This is a genomic window from Enterobacter sp. KB-280D8 (genome assembly GCF_041399405.1).
In the GTDB taxonomy this organism is placed as follows: Bacteria; Pseudomonadota; Gammaproteobacteria; order Enterobacterales; family Enterobacteriaceae; genus Enterobacter; species Enterobacter cloacae_N.
The window spans coordinates 881064-899349 of sequence record NZ_JBGKEC010000002.1; the positions used below are offsets into that span (position 1 = coordinate 881064).

Genomic DNA, 18286 nt, shown 5'->3' on the forward strand with positions numbered 1-18286 from the left:
GTTATCCTTCCTGCTCAATGCGGGTTAACACCTCGCGCAATACGGGTCCATATTCGTATTTACCTGGACACACATAGGTACAGAGCGCCAGATCTTCTTCATCCAGTTCAAGACAACCGAGCGCCTGCGCGCCGTCGGTGTCGCCGGCCAGGAGATCGCGCAGCAGCACGGTGGGCAGAATATCCAGCGGCATTACACGTTCGTAGTTGCCAATCGGGACCATCGCGCGCTCGCCGCCGTTCGTGCTGGTAGAGAAGTTAAACAGCTTGTGCCGCAGGAAGTGGCCCAGCGTGGTGCGGGTGACGGAGTATTTTTCTGCACCTGGCAGAACCCAGCCGAACAGCTCTTTCTCGCGCCCTTCCATAACTACGCTCACCTGAAGATGGAAACGTCCCAGGTACGCGTACGCATTTACAGCGCGGCGGCCGCTGAGTACCGAACCGGAGATCAGGCGGTTTTCACCCTCTTTCGTTTCCCCCGCAAGCAGTTCATTAATGTCTGCTCCCAGAAGCGTTTTAACCAGACGCGGGTTGGCGGCCTGAGGCCCGCCGATAGCGACGATCCGTTCAGCGCAGAGTTCACCCGTGGTAAAGAGCTTACCGATGGCAATGACGTCCTGATAATTAAGGTGCCAGACCTGTTTCTTCAGGCTCACCGGCTCAAGGAAGTGGATATGGGTCCCGACCAGCCCCGCCGGATGCGGACCGGAAAATTCATTAAACGTGACCTGCCCCTGAGGATGGCCGCCAAGCTTGCCGCCCCCGGCCTGGCAAACGTGCACTTTTCCGGGCGTCAGGCGAGTCAGAACGGTCAGCCCGGCATCAAAGGCTTTACGCTGCGCCAGAATAATGGGCAGCGGATCCGCGCTGAGCGGGTTGGTGTCGATGGCCGTAACGAAAATAGCGGCCGGGGCGGTATCAGGAACGGGCGATTTGCTGAAAGGACGCGTACGCAGCGCCGTCCACAGGCCGGACGCGAGCAGCTGAGCCTGCACATCTTCGCGGCTAAGCGTCGCGAGGTCTGCCGCATCATAACGAGCAAACTCACGCTGTTCATCGCCTTCGATGCGGATAACCACCGACTGCAACACGCGACGCTCGCCGCGGTTGATCGCCACAACGGTGCCGCTGGCGGGGGCCGTGAACATGACGCCGGGATTTTTTTTGTCCTCAAAGAGTGCCTGCCCTTTGAGCACGCGATCGCCCTCCTGCACCAGCATTGAAGGACGCATTCCCAGATAATCGTCACCTAAAATTGCGACATGACGGACGCTTGCGCCAGACGAGACGTGCTGCTCAGGCACGCCTGCAATCGGCAGATTAAGTCCTTTTTTTATTTTAAACATGTGGTTAGCAGGTTTCCATAAACAACAATCCAGTGGGCGCGAAGTGTAACATTTTCCCCTTCTGACGGGCAGGTAATCCGCCGTCGGGCGCGCCAAAATGCGAGCTATTACGCAAAGTTCCTGGAGCCAGCGGGTATTTGATGGTTTATAAAGTAAAACTAATTTGTAAACTCACCGCCCGGCTCTTGCGAAAATCTATAGCGGTGCTAATGTGAGCGCTCCTAACAGAATAATCTGATTTCGGGTCTCTTTTGCCGTCCTGGCAAGTTGGTCATGGTTTTATCAAGGAACTAGTAGTATGCGTAAAATCGCATTGTTCATTGCGATGCTTCTGATTCCGTGCATGTCGTTTGCCGGGCTGCTCAGCAGCAACAGCTCCACGACGCCGATCAGCAAAGAATATAAACAGCAGTTAATGGGATCCCCGGTTTATATTCAAATCTTCAAGGAAGAGCGCACGCTCGATCTGTTTGTAAAAATGGGCGAGACGTATCAGCTGCTTGATAGCTACAAGATTTGTAACTATTCCGGCGGGCTGGGCCCGAAACAGCGTCAGGGCGATTTCAAGAGTCCGGAAGGGTTTTACAACGTTCAGCGCAACCAGTTAAAGCCGGATAGCCGCTTCTATAAAGCGATCAACATCGGTTTCCCGAACGCCTATGACCGTGCTCACGGTTATGAAGGGAAATACCTGATGATCCACGGTGCCTGCGTGTCTGTCGGCTGCTACGCGATGACCGATTCCGGCATTGATGAGATTTTCCAGTTCGTGACCGGCGCACTGGTCTTTGGACAGCCTAACGTTCAGGTCAGCATCTACCCGTTCCGCATGACGGATGCCAACATGGCGCGCCATAAGTACTCTTACTATGCCGATTTCTGGAAACAGTTGAAGCCAGGTTATGACTACTTTGAGCAGACCCACAAACCACCAGTGGTCTCTATCGTCGATGGCCGTTACGTGGTCAGCAAACCGCTGAGCCACGAAGTTGTCCATCCACAGCTGGCGTCAAATTACACGGTCCCCGAGACAAAATAGCACCCACTCGCCTGGCATAATCTTTTGCCAGGTTTCGTTGCCCGTCAGCGGCTGCGTTGCAATGACTGTGACCACATCGTTGGGTGTGGTCTCTTTCTGAAAATCTATCTCCACATCCTGATCGAGCAGTGTAGCGACGCCAAACGGCGCGCGGCGCGTAATCCAGAAGAGATTCGTCGAGCAGAACGCCATCACGTAGCGCCCGTCAGACAGCAGCATGTTAAACACGCCTTTTTCTCGCAGTTCAGCGGCCAGCGTCGCGATGTATTTGAATACGGCGGCCATGTTGCCGGGCGTACGCGGATAACGTTCCGTCAGCTTATGCAGCAGCCAGCAGAAGGCCTTTTCACTGTCCGTTTCGCCAACCGGTCGGAAGTTCCCCGTCTCCAGCGACTTATAGCCCGTAAGCTGCCCGTTGTGCGCGTAGGTCCAGTTACGGCCCCACAGCTCACGGGTAAAGGGATGGGTATTTTCCAGTGCCACTTCGCCGCGGTTTGCCTGACGAATATGCGCGATCACCGAACAGGATTTAATGGGGTAATCTTGCACCAGTTTGGCAATCGGTGAGTTAAAGCTGGGCTGCGGATCTTTGAACGTGCGACACCCTTTGCCTTCGTAGAAGGTGATGCCCCAGCCGTCTTTGTGCGGCCCGGTTCCTCCACCGCGCTGCACCAGCCCGGTGAAACTAAAGCAGATATCGGTTGGCACATTGGCGCTCATCCCGAGCAGTTCGCACATACAGCACCTCCACAAAACGCCTTAACGCGGGAAGGCGTAATTGTTGCAGCCAGTTTGGATTCGGACAGCGCGCAGAAACCGGAGCGTACACGTAGTACGTGAGGATTTCGAGCACTGCCCGGATTCAAAATGGCAAATAAAATAGCCTTCTTACTTAACCATCTCTTTTTCGATCAGTTGAATCAGGATGTGGATCACTTTGATGTGAATCTCCTGAACGCGGTCTGCATAGCCGAAGTGCGGAACGCGAATTTCGATATCCGCCGTACCGTCCATCTTACCGCCATCTTTACCGGTAAGGGTGATGACCTTCATCCCTTTTTCACGCGCGGCGGCGATCGCTTTGATCACGTTCGCGGAGTTACCGGAGGTAGAGATACCCAGCAGCACGTCGCCTTCACGGCCTACTGCCTCAACGTAGCGGGAAAAGATGTGGTCGTAACCGAAGTCGTTGCCTACGCAGGAGATGTGGCTCACGTCAGAAATCGCAATCGCCGGGTAGCCCGGACGGTTTTCGCGATAGCGTCCGGTCAGCTCTTCGGCGAAGTGCATGGCGTCACAGTGGGAACCGCCGTTACCGCAGGAGAGTACTTTGCCACCGGCTTTGAAGCTGTCGGCCAGCAGGACCGCTGCGCGCTGAATAGCGTGAATATTGGCATCATCTTTCAGAAAGTTCGCCAGCGTTTCCGCCGCTTCGTTCAGTTCGTTACGAATAAGATCCTGGTACATGAGGATAATCCTTCAGTATTGATGAAATAACACAGTGGAGTGTACCGGATAGCGGGAAAAGCGAGAAGCTAAAGCCATGCGAATCGTCCGGCGTTTTGATTTTTTGTGCCGGCGAAAACACGAACAATGTGAACCAGGTTGTAATTATTTTGTAAACACATTGCTAAAGGAATTCACATCAACTACAACCATATCATCACAAGTGGTCAGACCTCCTACAAGCAAGGGAGCTTTTCTTTATGATGATTTTGAGCATTCTCGCAACCGTTGTACTGCTCGGTGTGTTGTTCTATCACCGCGTCAGTTTATTCCTGAGCAGCCTGATTCTTCTGGCCTGGACGGCTGCGCTTGGCGTCGCAGGCCTCTGGAATATCTGGATTTTAGTCCCTCTTGCCATCATTCTTCTGCCGTTTAACCTGGCCCCGATGCGCAAGTCGATGATCTCCGCGCCGGTGTTCAAGGGCTTCCGTAAAGTGATGCCGCCGATGTCGCGCACGGAGAAAGAAGCGATTGACGCCGGTACCACCTGGTGGGAAGGCGATCTGTTCCAGGGCAACCCGGACTGGAAAAAGCTGCACAACTATCCACAGCCGCGTCTGACCGCCGAAGAGCAGGCCTTTATCGACGGCCCGGTGGAAGAAGCGTGCCGCATGGCAAACGACTTCGCTATCACCCACGAGATGGCCGACCTGCCGCCGGAGCTGTGGGCGTACCTGAAAGAGCATCGCTTCTTCGCGATGATCATTAAGAAAGAGTACGGCGGTCTGGAATTCTCCGCTTACGCTCAAGCTCGCGTCCTGCAAAAGCTGGCGGGCGTCTCCGGGATCCTGGCGATTACCGTTGGCGTGCCGAACTCCTTAGGGCCGGGCGAGCTGCTGCAGCACTACGGTACGGAAGAGCAGAAAGATCACTACCTGCCGCGCCTGGCGCGCGGTCAGGAAATCCCTTGCTTCGCGCTGACCAGCCCGGAAGCGGGCTCCGATGCAGGCGCAATCCCGGATACCGGCGTAGTGTGCATGGGCGAATGGCAGGGCCAGCAGGTACTGGGCATGCGCCTGACCTGGAACAAACGTTATATCACCCTGGCGCCTATCGCCACGGTGCTCGGCCTGGCGTTTAAGCTCTCCGACCCGGAAAAACTGCTGGGCGGAGAAGAAGATCTGGGCATTACCTGTGCGCTGATCCCAACCTCTACTCCGGGCGTTGAAATTGGTCGTCGTCACTTCCCGCTGAACGTGCCGTTCCAGAACGGTCCGACCCGCGGTCAGGATATCTTCGTGCCGATTGACTACATCATCGGCGGCCCGAAAATGGCCGGTCAGGGCTGGCGCATGCTGGTTGAATGTCTGTCGGTGGGCCGCGGGATCACCCTGCCGTCGAATTCAACCGGCGGTCTGAAGTCGGTGGCAATGGGGATTGGCGCGTACGCCCATATCCGCCGTCAGTTCAAAATCTCCATCGGCAAGATGGAAGGTATCGAAGAGCCGCTGGCGCGTATCGCGGGCAACGCCTACGTGATGGACGCCGCAGCATCCCTGATTACCTACGGCATTATGCTGGGCGAAAAACCGGCCGTGCTGTCCGCGATTGTGAAGTACCACTGTACCCACCGCGCGCAGCAGTCGATCATTGACGCGATGGATATCGCGGGTGGTAAAGGCATTATGCTCGGCGAAGGCAACTTCCTGGCGCGCGGCTATCAGGGCGCACCGATTGCCATCACCGTGGAAGGGGCAAACATCCTGACCCGCAGCATGATGATCTTCGGCCAGGGGGCGATTCGCTGCCATCCATACGTGCTGGAAGAGATGGCCGCCGCGCAGAACAACGACGTGGATGCCTTCGACAAGCTGCTGTTCAAACATATCGGTCACGTGGGCAGCAACAAGGTGCGCAGCTTCTGGCTCGGCCTGACGCGCGGCCTGACCAGCGCAACGCCAACCGGCGATGCGACCAAACGTTACTACCAGCATCTGAACCGTCTGAGCGCCAACCTGGCTCTGCTGTCTGACGTCTCTATGGCGGTGCTGGGCGGTAGCCTGAAGCGTCGCGAACGTATCTCTGCCCGTCTGGGTGATGTGCTGAGCCAGATCTTCCTGGCCTCTGCGGTCCTGAAGCGCTACGACGACGAAGGCCGTCAGGAAGCGGATCTGCCGCTGGTGCATTGGGGCGTACAAGATGCAATGTATCAGGCGGAACAGGCGATTGACGACCTGCTGGCCAACTTCCCGAACCGCTTCGTGGCGGGCGCCCTGCGCGCGGTGATCTTCCCGACCGGTCGCCATCATCTGGCGCCGTCGGACAAACTGGACCACAAGGTGGCGAAGATCCTGCAGGTTCCGAGCGCAACCCGCTCCCGTATCGGCCGCGGTCAGTATCTGGCGCCAACGCCGCATAACCCGGTGGGCCTGCTGGAAGAGGCGCTGCTGGACGTGATGGCCGCCGATCCGATTCACCAGAAAATTTGTAAACAGCTGGGTAAAAACCTGCCGTTTACCCGTCTGGACGAACTGGCGAAACAGGCGCTGGCCGGTGGCATTATCAATAACGACGAAGCTGCGCTGCTGGTGAAAGCCGAAGAGAGCCGTCTGCGCAGTATTAACGTGGATGATTTCGAACCGGAAGAGCTGGCGACGCAGCCGGTAAAGCTGCCGGAGAAGCACCGCAAACCTGAAGCGGCATAACCCGCTTCGCTCTGACAAACCCCGCCCGGTGCGGGGTTTTTTATTGCCACATTTTCTCGTAATGACGTGCTACAGTGTCAAAAAGGGGTCGTTTGAGGAGTCTGTATCGTGCCTGGTTTGAAGATTTCGATTTTGCAGCAGCCTTTAGTGTGGATGGATGGCCCTGCCAACCTGCGCCACTTTGATCGTCAACTGGAAGAAATTACCGGGCGAGATGTGATTGTCCTGCCGGAGATGTTTACCACCGGCTTCGCGATGGAAGCGGCTAAACAGTCGATGCCCCAGGAAGAGGTGGTCGCCTGGATGCATGCCAAAGCGCAGCAGACCAACGCGCTGATCGCCGGTAGCGCCGCCCTGCAGACGGAGCGCGGACCGGTGAACCGCTTCCTGCTGGTGGAGCCGGAAGGAAAAGTGCATTTTTACGATAAACGCCACCTGTTCCGCATGGCCGATGAACATCATCACTATGAAGCCGGTAACGAACGCGTGGTGTTCGAGTGGCGCGGCTGGCGCATCCTGCCGCTGGTCTGCTACGACCTGCGCTTCCCGGTGTGGTCGCGCAACCGCAACGATTACGACCTGGCGCTGTACGTCGCCAACTGGCCCGCGCCGCGCTCGCTGCACTGGCAGGCGCTGCTGGTGGCCCGCGCGATTGAGAACCAGGCGTACGTGGTGGGCTGTAACCGCGTGGGAACGGACGGCAACGGGCATCACTACCGCGGCGACAGCCGGGTGGTGAATCCGCAGGGCGAGATTATTGCCACCGCCGAGCCGCATCAGGCGACGCGCATTGATGCCGAGCTGTCGTTAACGGCGCTGAAGGAGTATCGGGAGAAGTTTCCGGCGTGGCAGGATGCGGATCCGTTTAGCATTGGGTGAAATTTTCCCCTCACCCTGACCCTCTCCCCAAAGGGGAGAGGGGATTGTTCGCTGCTCGCATTAGGGGGATAAAACATTAACTCACTAACGCCTGCCCGTCTTTGCGGCTTTCCGTCGCGGCCACGTAGTGCCCTTCCGGCATGCGGTAAATCACCTGCGCTCCGCCGAAGTTGTAATCCTGGAGCGGATCTTCTACCACGATCTGATGCCCGCGCTCGCGCAGCGCCGCAATCGTATTGCGATCGAACGTCGATTCGACGATCACCTCCCTGCCCTGCACCACGCGCCAGCGCGGCGCGTCGATGGCCGCCTGCGGGTTTTGCCCGTGCAGCATAATGCGCAGCGCCATCTGCATGTGCCCCTGCGCCTGCATCGGGCCGCCCATCACGCCGAAGGACATCAGCGGCTTGCCGCTGCCGTCCATCGCAAAGCCCGGAATGATGGTGTGGAACGGACGCTTGCTGCCCGCCAGCGCGTTCGGATGATTCGGATCCAGCACAAATCCACAGCCCCGGTTTTGCAGGCTGATCCCGGTGTCCGGCACCACGATGCCTGATCCAAATCCCATAAAGTTGGACTGAATAAACGAGACCATCATCCCGCTGTCGTCGGCGGTGCTGATGTAGACCGTGCCGCTCTGCGTCGGGGAGCCGTAGACAAAATCAGAGGCTTTATCGTGGTCGATAAGCGCCGCGCGCGACTTCAGATAATGGTCGCTCAGCAGCTCTTTTGCGGCGAACTCCATGTGTTCTTCATCCGCCACGTAGCGGTCGAGATCCGCCAGCGCCAGCTTCATCGCCTCGATGGACAGGTGAAGGGACTGCACGGAGTCCGGATGATGCTTCTCAATTCCGCACTGCTCCAGAATACCGAGCGCAATCAGCGTGGCGATCCCCTGGCCGTTTGGCGGCAGCTCCTGCACCGAGCCGCCCGCGAAGTCGCGCGACAGCAGCTCTACCCAGTCCACGCGGTGGTTTGCCAGATCTTCAGCCGTCAGGTGCGCGCCGTGCTCCCGGGCGAAGTCGGCAATTTTCTGCGCCAGCTCGCCGCGGTAAAACGCGTCGCCGTTGGTTTCGGCAATCAGCTCCAGCGAATTAGCCTGCGCCGGGTTACGGAAGATCTCTCCCACGCGCGGAGCGCGGCCTTCCGGCGCAAAGCAGGCGCTAAAGCCCGGCTGATCTTTCAGCTTGTTATAGCCGCGCTGCCAGAGATGACCAATCAGCGGTGAGACCGGGAAACCGTTGCGCGCGTAGTCAATCGCAGGCTGCGCCAGCGTGGTCAGCGGCAGCGTGCCAAAACGTTCCGCCAGGGCAACCCAGCCGGACACAGCTCCGGGCACCGTCACCGCGTCCCAGCCGATTTCCGGTACCGCCGTTTTGCCGGCAAACAGATCCGCATGCCAGCTGGCCGGCGAGCGCCCGGATGCGTTCAGGCCGTGCAGCTTTTCACCATCCCAGACGATGGCAAAGGCGTCGCTGCCGATCCCGTTGCCGGTCGGCTCAACCACCGTCAGTGCCATCGCGGTAGCAATGGCCGCATCGACGGCGTTGCCACCCAGCTGCAGCATTTTCATTCCCGCCTGCGCCGCCAGCGGCTGCGACGTGGCAACGGCATTATGGCCCATCATCGGTGGGCGTCGTGAATCGTAACCGGACGTAAAATCAAGCGCTTTGGTCATCATGACTCCTTAGTCATGGCGCGGATCGAGCGCATCGCGCAGCCCGTCGCCAAGTAAATTAAAGCCCTGCACGGCAAGAAAAATCGCCACGCCGGGGAAAACGGACATCCACGGTGCCTGCTCAAGAAACCCTTTCGCGGTGTTGAGCATGGAGCCCCAGGACGGATTGGGCGGCTGCTGCCCTAGCCCTAAAAACGACAGGCTGGCTTCGGCGATAATCGCCGAGGCGATGGCCAGCGTGGCCTGCACCAGGATCGGCGACATCACGTTTGGCAAAACGTATTTAATGATGATCCAGCGATCCGGCAGGCCAATCGCCCGCGCGCCGTCGATGTACTCTTCGTTGCGGATGGCGATCACCTGCCCGCGCGTCAGGCGGGCAAAGATCGGCATTGCCGAAAGACCGATGGCGATCATGGCATTGGTGAGGCTCGGGCCTAAAAACGCCCCCAGCGCGATCGCCATGATCAGGAACGGACAGGCCAGCAGCGCCTCGATAAAGCGCGATATCACGCCGTCCCACATCTTCTGGAAGTAGCCCGCCACCAGCCCCAGCGGCACGCCGATGACCACGGCGATAACCACCGACATACAGCCCGCCATCAGCGAGGTGCGAGCCCCCCAGATAATGCGGGACAAAATGTCGCGTCCCAGCTCGTCGGTGCCGAACCAGTACATCGCCGACGGCGCTTTACGCACCGCCAGGAAGTTGGCTTTGACCGGATCGAACGGGGCAATCCACGGAGCCAGCAGCGCCACCAGCACAAAGAAGCCCACCACAAGCGCGCCAATCACCGCGCTTTTGTTGGCGAGGAATTTCTTCAGCACCCGGTTTTCCGCGCGCGGCAGCGCGGGCGCAACGGTTTGCGTCGTCAGTTCCGCCATCGTTAACCTCGCATTTTCGGGTTGATAAGGACGTAAAGCACGTCGGCCAGCAGGTTGAGCAGCAGAAAGCCGATCGCCACGATCAGCACCACGCCCTGCACCACCGCGTAGTCACGGTTGAACACCGAATCGACGATCATCTTGCCAAAGCCCGGAATGGTGAAGACCTGCTCGGTCAGTACCGCGCCGCCCAGCAGCTCGCCGAACAGCAGCGTGGTGAGGGTGATCACCGGTACCAGCGCGTTGCGAAACGCGTGCTTCAGGATCACCGCTTTCGGCAGCAGCCCCTTAGCCCGGGCGGTGCGGATATAGTCAGCCTTCAGCACCGCAATCATCGACGCGCGGGTGTGGCGCATCAGCGTCGCCGCGAGGCCGGTTCCGAGCACGGACGCGGGCAACAGCAGCGTGCGCAGGTTCTGGAGCGGATCTTCACTGAACGGCACGTAGCCGGACGCGGGCAGCCACTGCAGGTTCACCGAGAAGACCAGAATCAGCAGGATCCCCAGCCAGAAGTGGGGTATCGAGATCCCCGAGATCGCCACGAAGTTCGCCCCGTGATCGACCCAGCTGTTTTTATTCACCGCCGCGAGGATCCCCATGCTAATGCCAAACACCAGCGCGATAATCATCGCCAGCAGGGACAGCTCCAGCGTAACCGGCAGCTTGCTGGCGATAAGCTCAGTCACCGGTTCGTGCGTGCGTAAGGAGACGCCCAGATCGCCCTGCAGCGCCCGCGTCAGCCAGTGGAAATACTGCACAGGGATCGGCGCATCCAGGTTCAGCTCCGCGCGCAGCTGGGCGATCACCGCCGGATCGCGCTCTTCCCCGGCCATGGCGATCAGCGGATCGCCGGGCAGCAGCTTTTGCAGGCCGAACACCATCATGCTCACAAGCAACAGCGTCGGGACGGCCAGCAGCAGACGTTTGCAAATCAGTTCCAGCATGGGTTCTCCTCAGGACCTTTATTTCGCCAGCGTCAAACCGGCCAGACGCACGATGCCGTCCGGGTACGGCTTAAAACCCTGCACGCTTTTGTTCAGGCCAAAAATGCGCGGCTCGAAGTAGAGGTAGGCAATCGGCATGTCGGTTTGCAGCTGCTTCACCACCTTGTCATACAGCGGCTGGCGCGCGGCCTGGTCGGTGCTCTGGCGCGCCTGGGTCAGCCACTCGTCGACCTGAGCGTTGCTGTAGCGGCCGTCGTTCAGGGTACCTTTGCTGTGGATAAAGCCGTAGATGCTGCCGTCCGGGTCCGGGCGTCCCGACCAGCCGGAGAAGCTCAGCTGATAGTCACCGCTCTGCTGGCGATCCAGCAGCGTGGCGAATTCGGTCATCTGCAGGTTCAGCGTGAAGCCCGCCTCAGCAACCATCGCCTGCAGCACCTGTCCCACCTGCTGCGAGGTTGGGTTGTTCGGCACCAGCAGGTTGACGGTCAGCGGCGCGGTGACGCCTGCGGCTTTGAGCAGCGCTTTGGCCTTCTCGACGTCACGAGGTGGCACCGGCAGGTTGACGTGATACGGGCTCACCGTAGAAAACGCCTGGTTTGCCGGGGTGTAGAGGCCTTCAAAGACCACCTGATTTAACGCCTCACGGTCGATAGCCTGAGAAAACGCCTCGCGCACGCGGGCATCCCTGAACGGATCGTTCGCCGGGACCTTGCCATTGTTGATGTTGAAGGTGATGCCCTGATAGCCCAGACCGGTTATCTTCGCCAGCGCCAGCTTGCTGTCGGCTTCGACGGTTTTAACGTCGCTGGCGGCGATGCCTTCGGTCAGATCGAGATCGCCCGCGCGCAGGTTCGCGAGGCGCACTGAGGCGTCCGGGATCGGCAGATAGATAATTTTGTCGAAGTGGTAGGCGTCTTTATTCCAGTAATTGTCGAAGCGGGTCAGAACAATGCGGTCCTGCGACACGCGGCTGTCGAACTTATACGGGCCGGAACAGACCGGATGGGCGGCAAAGTCAGGCTTCTTCGCGGCTTCGGGTGCCATCATCGCGCCCGCACGGTCGGTAAGCTGCATCAGCAGCGCGGCATCAGGGGTTTTCAGGTGCAGTGCAATCTGCATCGGGCCGGTGACCTCTACCGACTCCACGGAAGAGATCTCGCTTTTACGCAGGGAGCCTTTGAGGGTCAGGGCGCGGTCGAGGTTGTATTTCGCGGCGGCGGCATCGAATTTTTCACCGTCGTGGAAGGTCACGCCTTCACGCAGATCCATGGTCAGGGTTTTTCCGTCTTCGCTCCAGGCCCAGGATTTCGCCAGACCCGGCACCACCTTCAGGTGCTCGTCGACGTCCACCAGCCTGTCGCACAGGGAGGCAAAGACGAAGCGGCCATAGTAGGTACGCGCCAGATGCGGGTCGAGCATGTCCGGGTCTGCCCCCAGACCGATCCGCAGCACGCTTTCAGAATGGGCGGGCAGCGCCGCGCCAAGCAACATAACACTTCCCAGTACGGTCAAAAGAGAATTACGCATTGTCATTATCATGAGTTCCTTGAAGGAAGGGAGGAGTGAGTAGCCGCGTGTTCAAACAGCGCGCGGCGGCGCAGAAAGGCTGCGGATGGCGGTGCGATCTGGATAACGCTGCGATCGCGATTAATGTCCTGCCAGCGGTGGCAGGCAACCTGACGCCCGCCGTCGAGCACCTGATTAATCGGCTCGACCTGCCGGCATTCATCGGTGACGTACGGGCAGCGGGTGTGGAAGCGACAGCCGGACGGCGGGTTAGCCGGGTTCGGCAGATCCCCCTGCAGCAGCGGCGCGTCGCGTTCCACGCCGGGCTGCATCTGGGGAGCCGAGGCGATCAGCGCCTGCGTGTAAGGGTGCAGCGGTGCGTCAAAGATCTCGTCGACGGTAGCAAGCTCAACGATTTGCCCAAGATACATGACCGCCACGCGGTCGCTCATGTGGCGGATCACCGCCAGACCGTGGGCGACAATCACCATCGTCAGCCCCAGCTGGTGCTTCAGGCTCTCCAGCAGGTTGACCACCTGCGCCTGCACCGACACATCCAGCGCGGAAACCGGCTCGTCGCCCAGCAGCAGCTTTGGCCCCGAGGCCAGCGCGCGCGCAATGCCGATACGCTGGCGCTGCCCGCCGGAAAACTCGTGCGGATAGCGCCCGGCCCAGGCGGCAGGCAGGCCAACGGTCTTGAGGAGCTCCGCGACGCGATACTGACGATCCGCTTTCTTCATGTTCTGGTGCAGCCACAGCGGCTCGCCGACGATCTGCTCCACCGTCATGCGCGGGTTCAGCGAGGCAAAAGGGTCCTGGAAGATAATCTGCAGCTCGCGCCGGAGCTGGTTCAGACGGGCGCCGGAGGCGTCGGTGATATCCTCCCCCTGATAAAACACGCGCCCTTCGCTGGCGGCCAGCAGGCGCAGCAGCAGACGACCGAGGGTGGATTTCCCGGAGCCGGACTCGCCGACAATCGCCAGCGTTTCGCCCGGCATCACGGCAAGCGAAACGCGATCGACCGCCGTGACAAACCGGGCCGGAGAAAAGAGTTTTTTCGGGCCGGGGAAAAGCTTGCTGAGGTCCCGGGCTTCAAGAATGGGCGTGATCATGCGGTCTCTCCCAGGGCAATGTGGTGTTCGAGCGGCACGCGGAAGCAGGCAACCTGATGGCCCGCGCCGAGCGTGGTGAGCTGCGGTTTTTCATCATGGCAGCGCGACTGCGCAAACGGGCAGCGTGTCGCGAAACGACAGCCTTTCGGCATGGACTCCGGGAGCGGAACCGATCCGGGAATGGTGGAGAGCTGGCCTTTGCGTGCCCCCAGGGAGGGGATCGAGCCCATCAGGCCGATGGTGTACGGGTGCTGCGGGTCGGCAAAGATGGCCTCCACGCTTCCCTGCTCCACCACCTGCCCGGCGTACATCACCGCCACCTGCTGCGCCACTTCTGCCACCACGCCCAAATCGTGGGTGATCATCAGCACCGCCGTGCCGGTTTCTTCTTTAAGGGTGTTCAGCAGGGTCAGGATTTGCGCCTGAATGGTGACGTCCAGCGCGGTGGTCGGTTCATCGGCAATCAGCAGTTTAGGATGGTTGATCAGCGCCATCGCAATCATCACGCGCTGGCGCATGCCGCCGGAAAGCTGGTGCGGATACGCCTTGAGGCGCATCTCCGCCGCCGGGATCTGTACCTTCTCGAGGATCTGCAGCGCGACCTTCATCGCCTCGGCGCGCGAAACGTTCTGGTGCCGCATCACCGCTTCGCTCAGCTGATCCCCCAGGGTAAACGCCGGATTGAGTGAGGTCATCGGCTCCTGGAATATCATCGCCAGCTCGCTGCCGCGCAGGTCGGCATACTCCCGCGGCGAGAGCTTGCGCAGGTCGTGGCGGCGAAACTGCATCTCGCCGCTGACGATCTGCGCGCTGGCGGGCAGTAGCCCCATCAGCGCCAGTGAGGTGATACTTTTTCCGCAGCCGGACTCGCCCACCAGCGCCAGCGTTTCGCCCGCTTTGACCGTCAGGGAAATGCCGTCCAGGACGCTGACCGGCGAGCCGGAAAATTTAACGTTGAGATTATTCAGCCGGAGTACAGGCGCGGAGTCCTTAAACGGGATCGTCGTCATAGCGTGAAGTCGTCCTCAAGATGGATCGCCTGAATCAGGGCGGTTTGCAGGCTGAGCAGGTGTTCGCGCATGGCGGCCGCTGCTTCATTAGGCTGGCGATGGATAATCGCGGACATGATCTTGTGATGGTGGTCGTTGTAGCTGTCGACACGTTCGGGCGTGCGGGCCAATTCACGCAGATGCTGCCAGCCGGGTTCGCGCCGCACGGCATCAATGGCATCAAACAGACCGAGCATCAGGCGATTACCCGCCGCCTCGGCAATGGCGCGGTGAAAGGCGCTATCCCACAGTTCGTTGAGATCGCGGTCATCCGGGCTGACCTTGTCGATGCGTTCCAGCATGCGCTGCATAAGCGCGAGGTTTTCCCTGGTGGCACGCAGTGCCGCAAGCCGGGCTAAGCCGGGTTCGATCTGTATACGAGCTTCCATCACTTCCAGCAGATTGGTCTGCTGAACCAATCCCTGAAGGGCCAGCGGTTCAACCGGGGCAGCCGGACCAATAAAGGTGCCTTTCCCCTGTTTACGCCAGATCCGCCCCTCTTCTTCCAGCACGTCCAGCGCGCGACGCACTTCGCGTCGTCCTACGCCGAGTGTTTCCGACAGCTCACGTTCCGTGGGCAGCGGAATGCCTGGTGTTGACTCATGCTGGTTGATTAGCCCGCGCAGCTGCTCAAGCGCGGTGCTGGAATTGGCCAGAAACCGTGACGGTTTTTCCATATTGGTTCGCTCACTATCATCATTATTTTCTTGTTATGAACGATAAGTTATTGATATGAGGTGCTACTTATCGTGCTAATGATTAAGCAATAAACGAACCAATTTTGTATTGGTTCAAAATGGATTTTGAAAAACGACAGTAAATGAAGGGGTTACAGCAACGTAGTGTTACAGATGCAGGCGGGTTCCGAAGACGGCAGAGACCAGAAAAGAACACAAAACGCACAAAAACAGTGCAATTATTGCACCAAAACAGCGCTTATGTTAATTTATTGCACTATAAATGATAACAATTAGTTAACAAAAAGTAATTGGTAAGTCGCGCTCACGCCTGAAAAAGGCCCCCTTGCGAGGGCCGCGAAAGATTAAGGTACAGGCTGCCAAAGCGTCGCAACCGCTGAAGGAGTCCAGTCGGACTGAGACGTATGACCCTGCACGCAGCGATACTGTGTGCCGTTATAGGTAACGATTTCTCCGGTCTTATAGCTCGTACCGACTTTCCACTCGCCTTCCGGCTCAGGCGTCACTGAACCCTCTTTCGTCGTGGCTTTAAGCGGCGCACTCGCAAGAGACTGATGACCTTTGGCATTTTCGGCGATTACCTGGTAGCTGTAAGTCGTTCCCGCGCGCAGGCCGCTGTCGGAAATCTGCGTTTCGCTCACGGTAAGCAACTCCGCACCATCGCGCAGTACGCGATATTTCACCGCCTTATCTACCGCATTCCATTTCACCGTCAGGCTGTTTTCCGTCGAAGAAACCAGGGTCAGACCGGTTGGCGCGCCCGGGCGTCCCTCTTCGACCTGGACGGTTTCAACCTCAACCACGTTGCTGCTTTCGGAAATATTGTTCGCTGCATCATGTGCTTTCACGCTGTAGCGGTACACCACACCACCGGTTTCAACCGCACTATCGGTCCACTGGGTGTCCGTTGAAGTTCCGACTTTTTTGTCATTACGGTAGATGTCATATCCCACCACGCCATGGTCATCGGTGGAGGGCTGCCAGGCAAGGGTGATCGTCAAGCCATTGTTCAGCACCTTCAGTCCTGTTGGTGCAGTTGGCGCGACGGTGTCTTGCGGGCGTTCGGGCGACATCAGGTCCGCGCGCTCTTTCATTTCATTGAAGTAGTCAACCTGCTGCGACATGGAAAGCTGCTGATCGTTTGAACCCAATGTCCAGATAAAGAAACCGCCATAGCCGTTCTGCGCCTGCCATCCCGCACGGTTTACGTTGTTCTGCCGGCTCTCAACAAAGCGGCCTTCTGGCCCCCACTGGGAGTTGATAGTCTGGCCGAGAACAATTTTACTCTTATCCCCCACCGCCCGGGCGTAGTTGGCCATCGCCACGTCATACTTAAAGCGCGGGCCAGCGTCATAGGCCATGACGTTGAAGAAATCGAAAACGTTTTTCCCCTGCGTCAGCAGCGGCAGAACTTCGCCGTGGTGTGAAGAGCGAGCCGCCTCAACGAAGGAACAATTCTCGGTTACCGCACTGTTTGCGCAGTTCTCCGGGTCAGCACCAACGTGATAGGTGGTCAGGCTCAGCAGCTTTTTGCTGCCGGACGCATTGAGCTTGCTACGAACCCGTTCAGCCAGATCCAGCAGGTTTGCGTTTTCCTCTGGCGTGACGCGCTCGGGTTTTTCAAAGTCAAAATCGATGCCGTCAAGCTGAACGGTACCCGCCTTCTGGTAGTTCGCCATATTACATTTGCCTTGCCAGTCGGCGCTCAGGCATTCGCCGACCATCTCTTCCGGCTTCAGGTTCTTTTTATACACCGGGAAGTTGGTATTCAGCAGATTCACCAGATTCTGCGCCAGCGTTTCTCGCGTTTGCGCGTTATTCAGATAAGACCACATGGAGGAATAAGTCTCACCGCCGAGCGCCAGCATCATTTTTTTCTCCGGATGCGCCAGCTTCAACTGACTCCACACGACATAGGCTGGCGCATTAATGTACCAGGGATCATATTGTGGTACTGCAACAATATTATCTGAACTGGACAGCTTACCGCTTGCATCCCAGCCACCAAATGAAAGCAGGAACGTATCCGCTTTCACCTCTTTCATATCCTCAACGGACTCAACCGGAACCCCCCAGGAGGTCAGATAGGTGACCGCTCGCGGTGCCTGCGCCGCGAAAGCCGACTGCGCCATTAATGCGCTACCAATTAACAGAGATAATGTAAGTTTTTTCATCAAAGTTCCTTATTGCTTTGTGATGATAGTCCTGTGGATTACCTCTCAAATTGTCTTTTTTTTTAGCGCTGAGATCGTTGGGGATTAAAGAGTGGCGAATCAGGAATCCGTCCGCGTTAAATAAGAAATTTCTTTTGCCAAAAAAAATCGCGTTATTTATATTTATTTGCTCGATGTATATTGAACTCCATCAAAAACCTACGACTTCACTCAGAAATATCTCTCGTATTTATAATAAATACCTCAACGACAGCCGGGGAAAATTCTCGCATCCTGTAAGACGCTTCTTTATTTAGTTTTCCCATCTTCACTAATTAAAAAAGATGGCATACCTGTGTGCCCTCTCTTTTTTCAGGGAAAATTCAGAAATTAATCACAACTTATATCCAATAAGGACGCTCTCAATGAAATACGCAACAAACGTGATGCGAAAACAGGGTGGTTTCACCCTGCTTGAATTGCTGGTCGTACTGATGATTATTGCGCTGCTGGCAGGGTTCGTCGGACCTAAGGTCTTCTCCAATGTCGACTCGGCTAAAGAGAAAACCGCTGCCCGACAGATGCGCTCACTTGCGGAGGCGCTAGGGCAATATCGCCTCGACACCGGCAGTTATCCAAGTGAAACGCAAGGGCTGAAAGCACTGACCGAAAAACCGTCCAACGTACAAAACTGGAATGGCCCTTATCTCAGCCAGCATGTGCCGTTAGATCCCTGGGGCAATCCGTACCAGTGGCATAACCCCGCCCGGACAAAAGACGCTATTAATGAAGTTGAAATTACCTCCGGCGGTAAAGACGGTAAGCCTGTCACGTACGGGTTCTGAAC

15 protein-coding genes are annotated in these 18286 nt (G+C 58.0%); 4 read left to right on the plus strand and 11 right to left on the minus strand.

The window, feature by feature from the left end:
* Position 1 precedes the first annotated feature (1 nt).
* Positions 2–1345, minus strand: a complete 1344-nt coding sequence (locus AB8818_RS09705; protein WP_192984645.1) for a Na(+)-translocating NADH-quinone reductase subunit A — start codon at positions 1343–1345, stop codon at positions 2–4.
* 298 nt (positions 1346–1643) lie between these two features.
* Here AB8818_RS09705 and dpaA point away from each other — a divergent pair, with 298 nt between their 5' ends.
* Positions 1644–2384 (plus strand): peptidoglycan meso-diaminopimelic acid protein amidase, encoded by a 741-nt coding sequence (gene dpaA / locus AB8818_RS09710; RefSeq protein WP_041911140.1) that lies wholly within the window; start codon positions 1644–1646, stop codon positions 2382–2384.
* Here the strand turns inward: dpaA and AB8818_RS09715 are convergent.
* Both AB8818_RS09715 and lpcA read right to left on the minus strand, forming a co-directional pair.
* Entirely contained in the window at positions 2355–3122 is a 768-nt protein-coding gene (locus AB8818_RS09715) for a class II glutamine amidotransferase (protein WP_028012073.1), read from the minus strand. The genes dpaA and AB8818_RS09715 overlap by 30 nt on opposite strands.
* A 150-nt stretch (positions 3123–3272) precedes the next feature.
* Positions 3273–3851, minus strand: a complete 579-nt coding sequence (lpcA, locus tag AB8818_RS09720; protein ID WP_003863232.1) for a D-sedoheptulose 7-phosphate isomerase — start codon at positions 3849–3851, stop codon at positions 3273–3275.
* Between the two features lie 239 nt (positions 3852–4090).
* Here lpcA and fadE point away from each other — a divergent pair, with 239 nt between their 5' ends.
* Together fadE and AB8818_RS09730 are read left to right on the plus strand one after the other, a co-directional pair.
* Positions 4091–6535, plus strand: a complete 2445-nt coding sequence (fadE, locus tag AB8818_RS09725) for an acyl-CoA dehydrogenase FadE (RefSeq protein ID WP_048957586.1) — start codon at positions 4091–4093, stop codon at positions 6533–6535.
* Between the two features lie 108 nt (positions 6536–6643).
* Complete coding sequence (locus AB8818_RS09730) at positions 6644–7414, plus strand: amidohydrolase (protein ID WP_041911141.1); 771 nt, start codon at positions 6644–6646, stop codon at positions 7412–7414.
* 76 nt (positions 7415–7490) lie between these two features.
* On the opposite strand, the gene AB8818_RS09735 is transcribed toward AB8818_RS09730, so the two are convergent.
* From AB8818_RS09735 to AB8818_RS09770, 8 genes are all read right to left on the minus strand, one after another.
* Complete coding sequence (locus tag AB8818_RS09735; protein WP_192984685.1) at positions 7491–9092, minus strand: gamma-glutamyltransferase family protein; 1602 nt, start codon at positions 9090–9092, stop codon at positions 7491–7493.
* 9 nt (positions 9093–9101) lie between these two features.
* On the minus strand, positions 9102–9977 hold the full coding sequence (locus AB8818_RS09740; RefSeq protein ID WP_116341735.1) for an ABC transporter permease: 876 nt from the start codon (positions 9975–9977) through the stop codon (positions 9102–9104).
* A gap of 2 nt (positions 9978–9979) precedes the next feature.
* On the minus strand, positions 9980–10921 hold the full coding sequence (locus AB8818_RS09745; protein WP_028012068.1) for an ABC transporter permease: 942 nt from the start codon (positions 10919–10921) through the stop codon (positions 9980–9982).
* An 18-nt stretch (positions 10922–10939) separates the two neighbouring features.
* Complete coding sequence (locus AB8818_RS09750; protein WP_192984647.1) at positions 10940–12454, minus strand: ABC transporter substrate-binding protein; 1515 nt, start codon at positions 12452–12454, stop codon at positions 10940–10942.
* Positions 12455–12456: 2 nt separating this feature from the next.
* A complete protein-coding gene (locus AB8818_RS09755; RefSeq protein ID WP_192984649.1) occupies positions 12457–13539 on the minus strand; it encodes an ABC transporter ATP-binding protein in 1083 nt (360 codons plus the stop codon).
* Positions 13536–14549: an ABC transporter ATP-binding protein gene (locus AB8818_RS09760; protein WP_116341739.1), complete on the minus strand. Its 1014-nt coding sequence runs from the start codon at positions 14547–14549 to the stop codon at positions 13536–13538. The genes AB8818_RS09755 and AB8818_RS09760 overlap by 4 nt, the downstream gene beginning before the upstream one ends.
* Positions 14546–15265, minus strand: a complete 720-nt coding sequence (locus AB8818_RS09765; protein ID WP_116341741.1) for a FadR/GntR family transcriptional regulator — start codon at positions 15263–15265, stop codon at positions 14546–14548. Before AB8818_RS09765 ends, AB8818_RS09760 begins: the two co-directional genes overlap by 4 nt.
* Positions 15266–15630: 365 nt before the next feature.
* The gene (locus AB8818_RS09770; RefSeq protein WP_116341743.1) at positions 15631–17460 is read right to left on the minus strand and encodes a glycosyl hydrolase family 18 protein; all 1830 of its coding nucleotides are present in this window, start codon (positions 17458–17460) and stop codon (positions 15631–15633) included.
* Positions 17461–17864: 404 nt separating this feature from the next.
* Here AB8818_RS09770 and gspG point away from each other — a divergent pair, with 404 nt between their 5' ends.
* Positions 17865–18284 (plus strand): type II secretion system major pseudopilin GspG, encoded by a 420-nt coding sequence (gspG, locus tag AB8818_RS09775; RefSeq protein ID WP_116341745.1) that lies wholly within the window; start codon positions 17865–17867, stop codon positions 18282–18284.
* Positions 18285–18286: the final 2 nt, after the last annotated feature.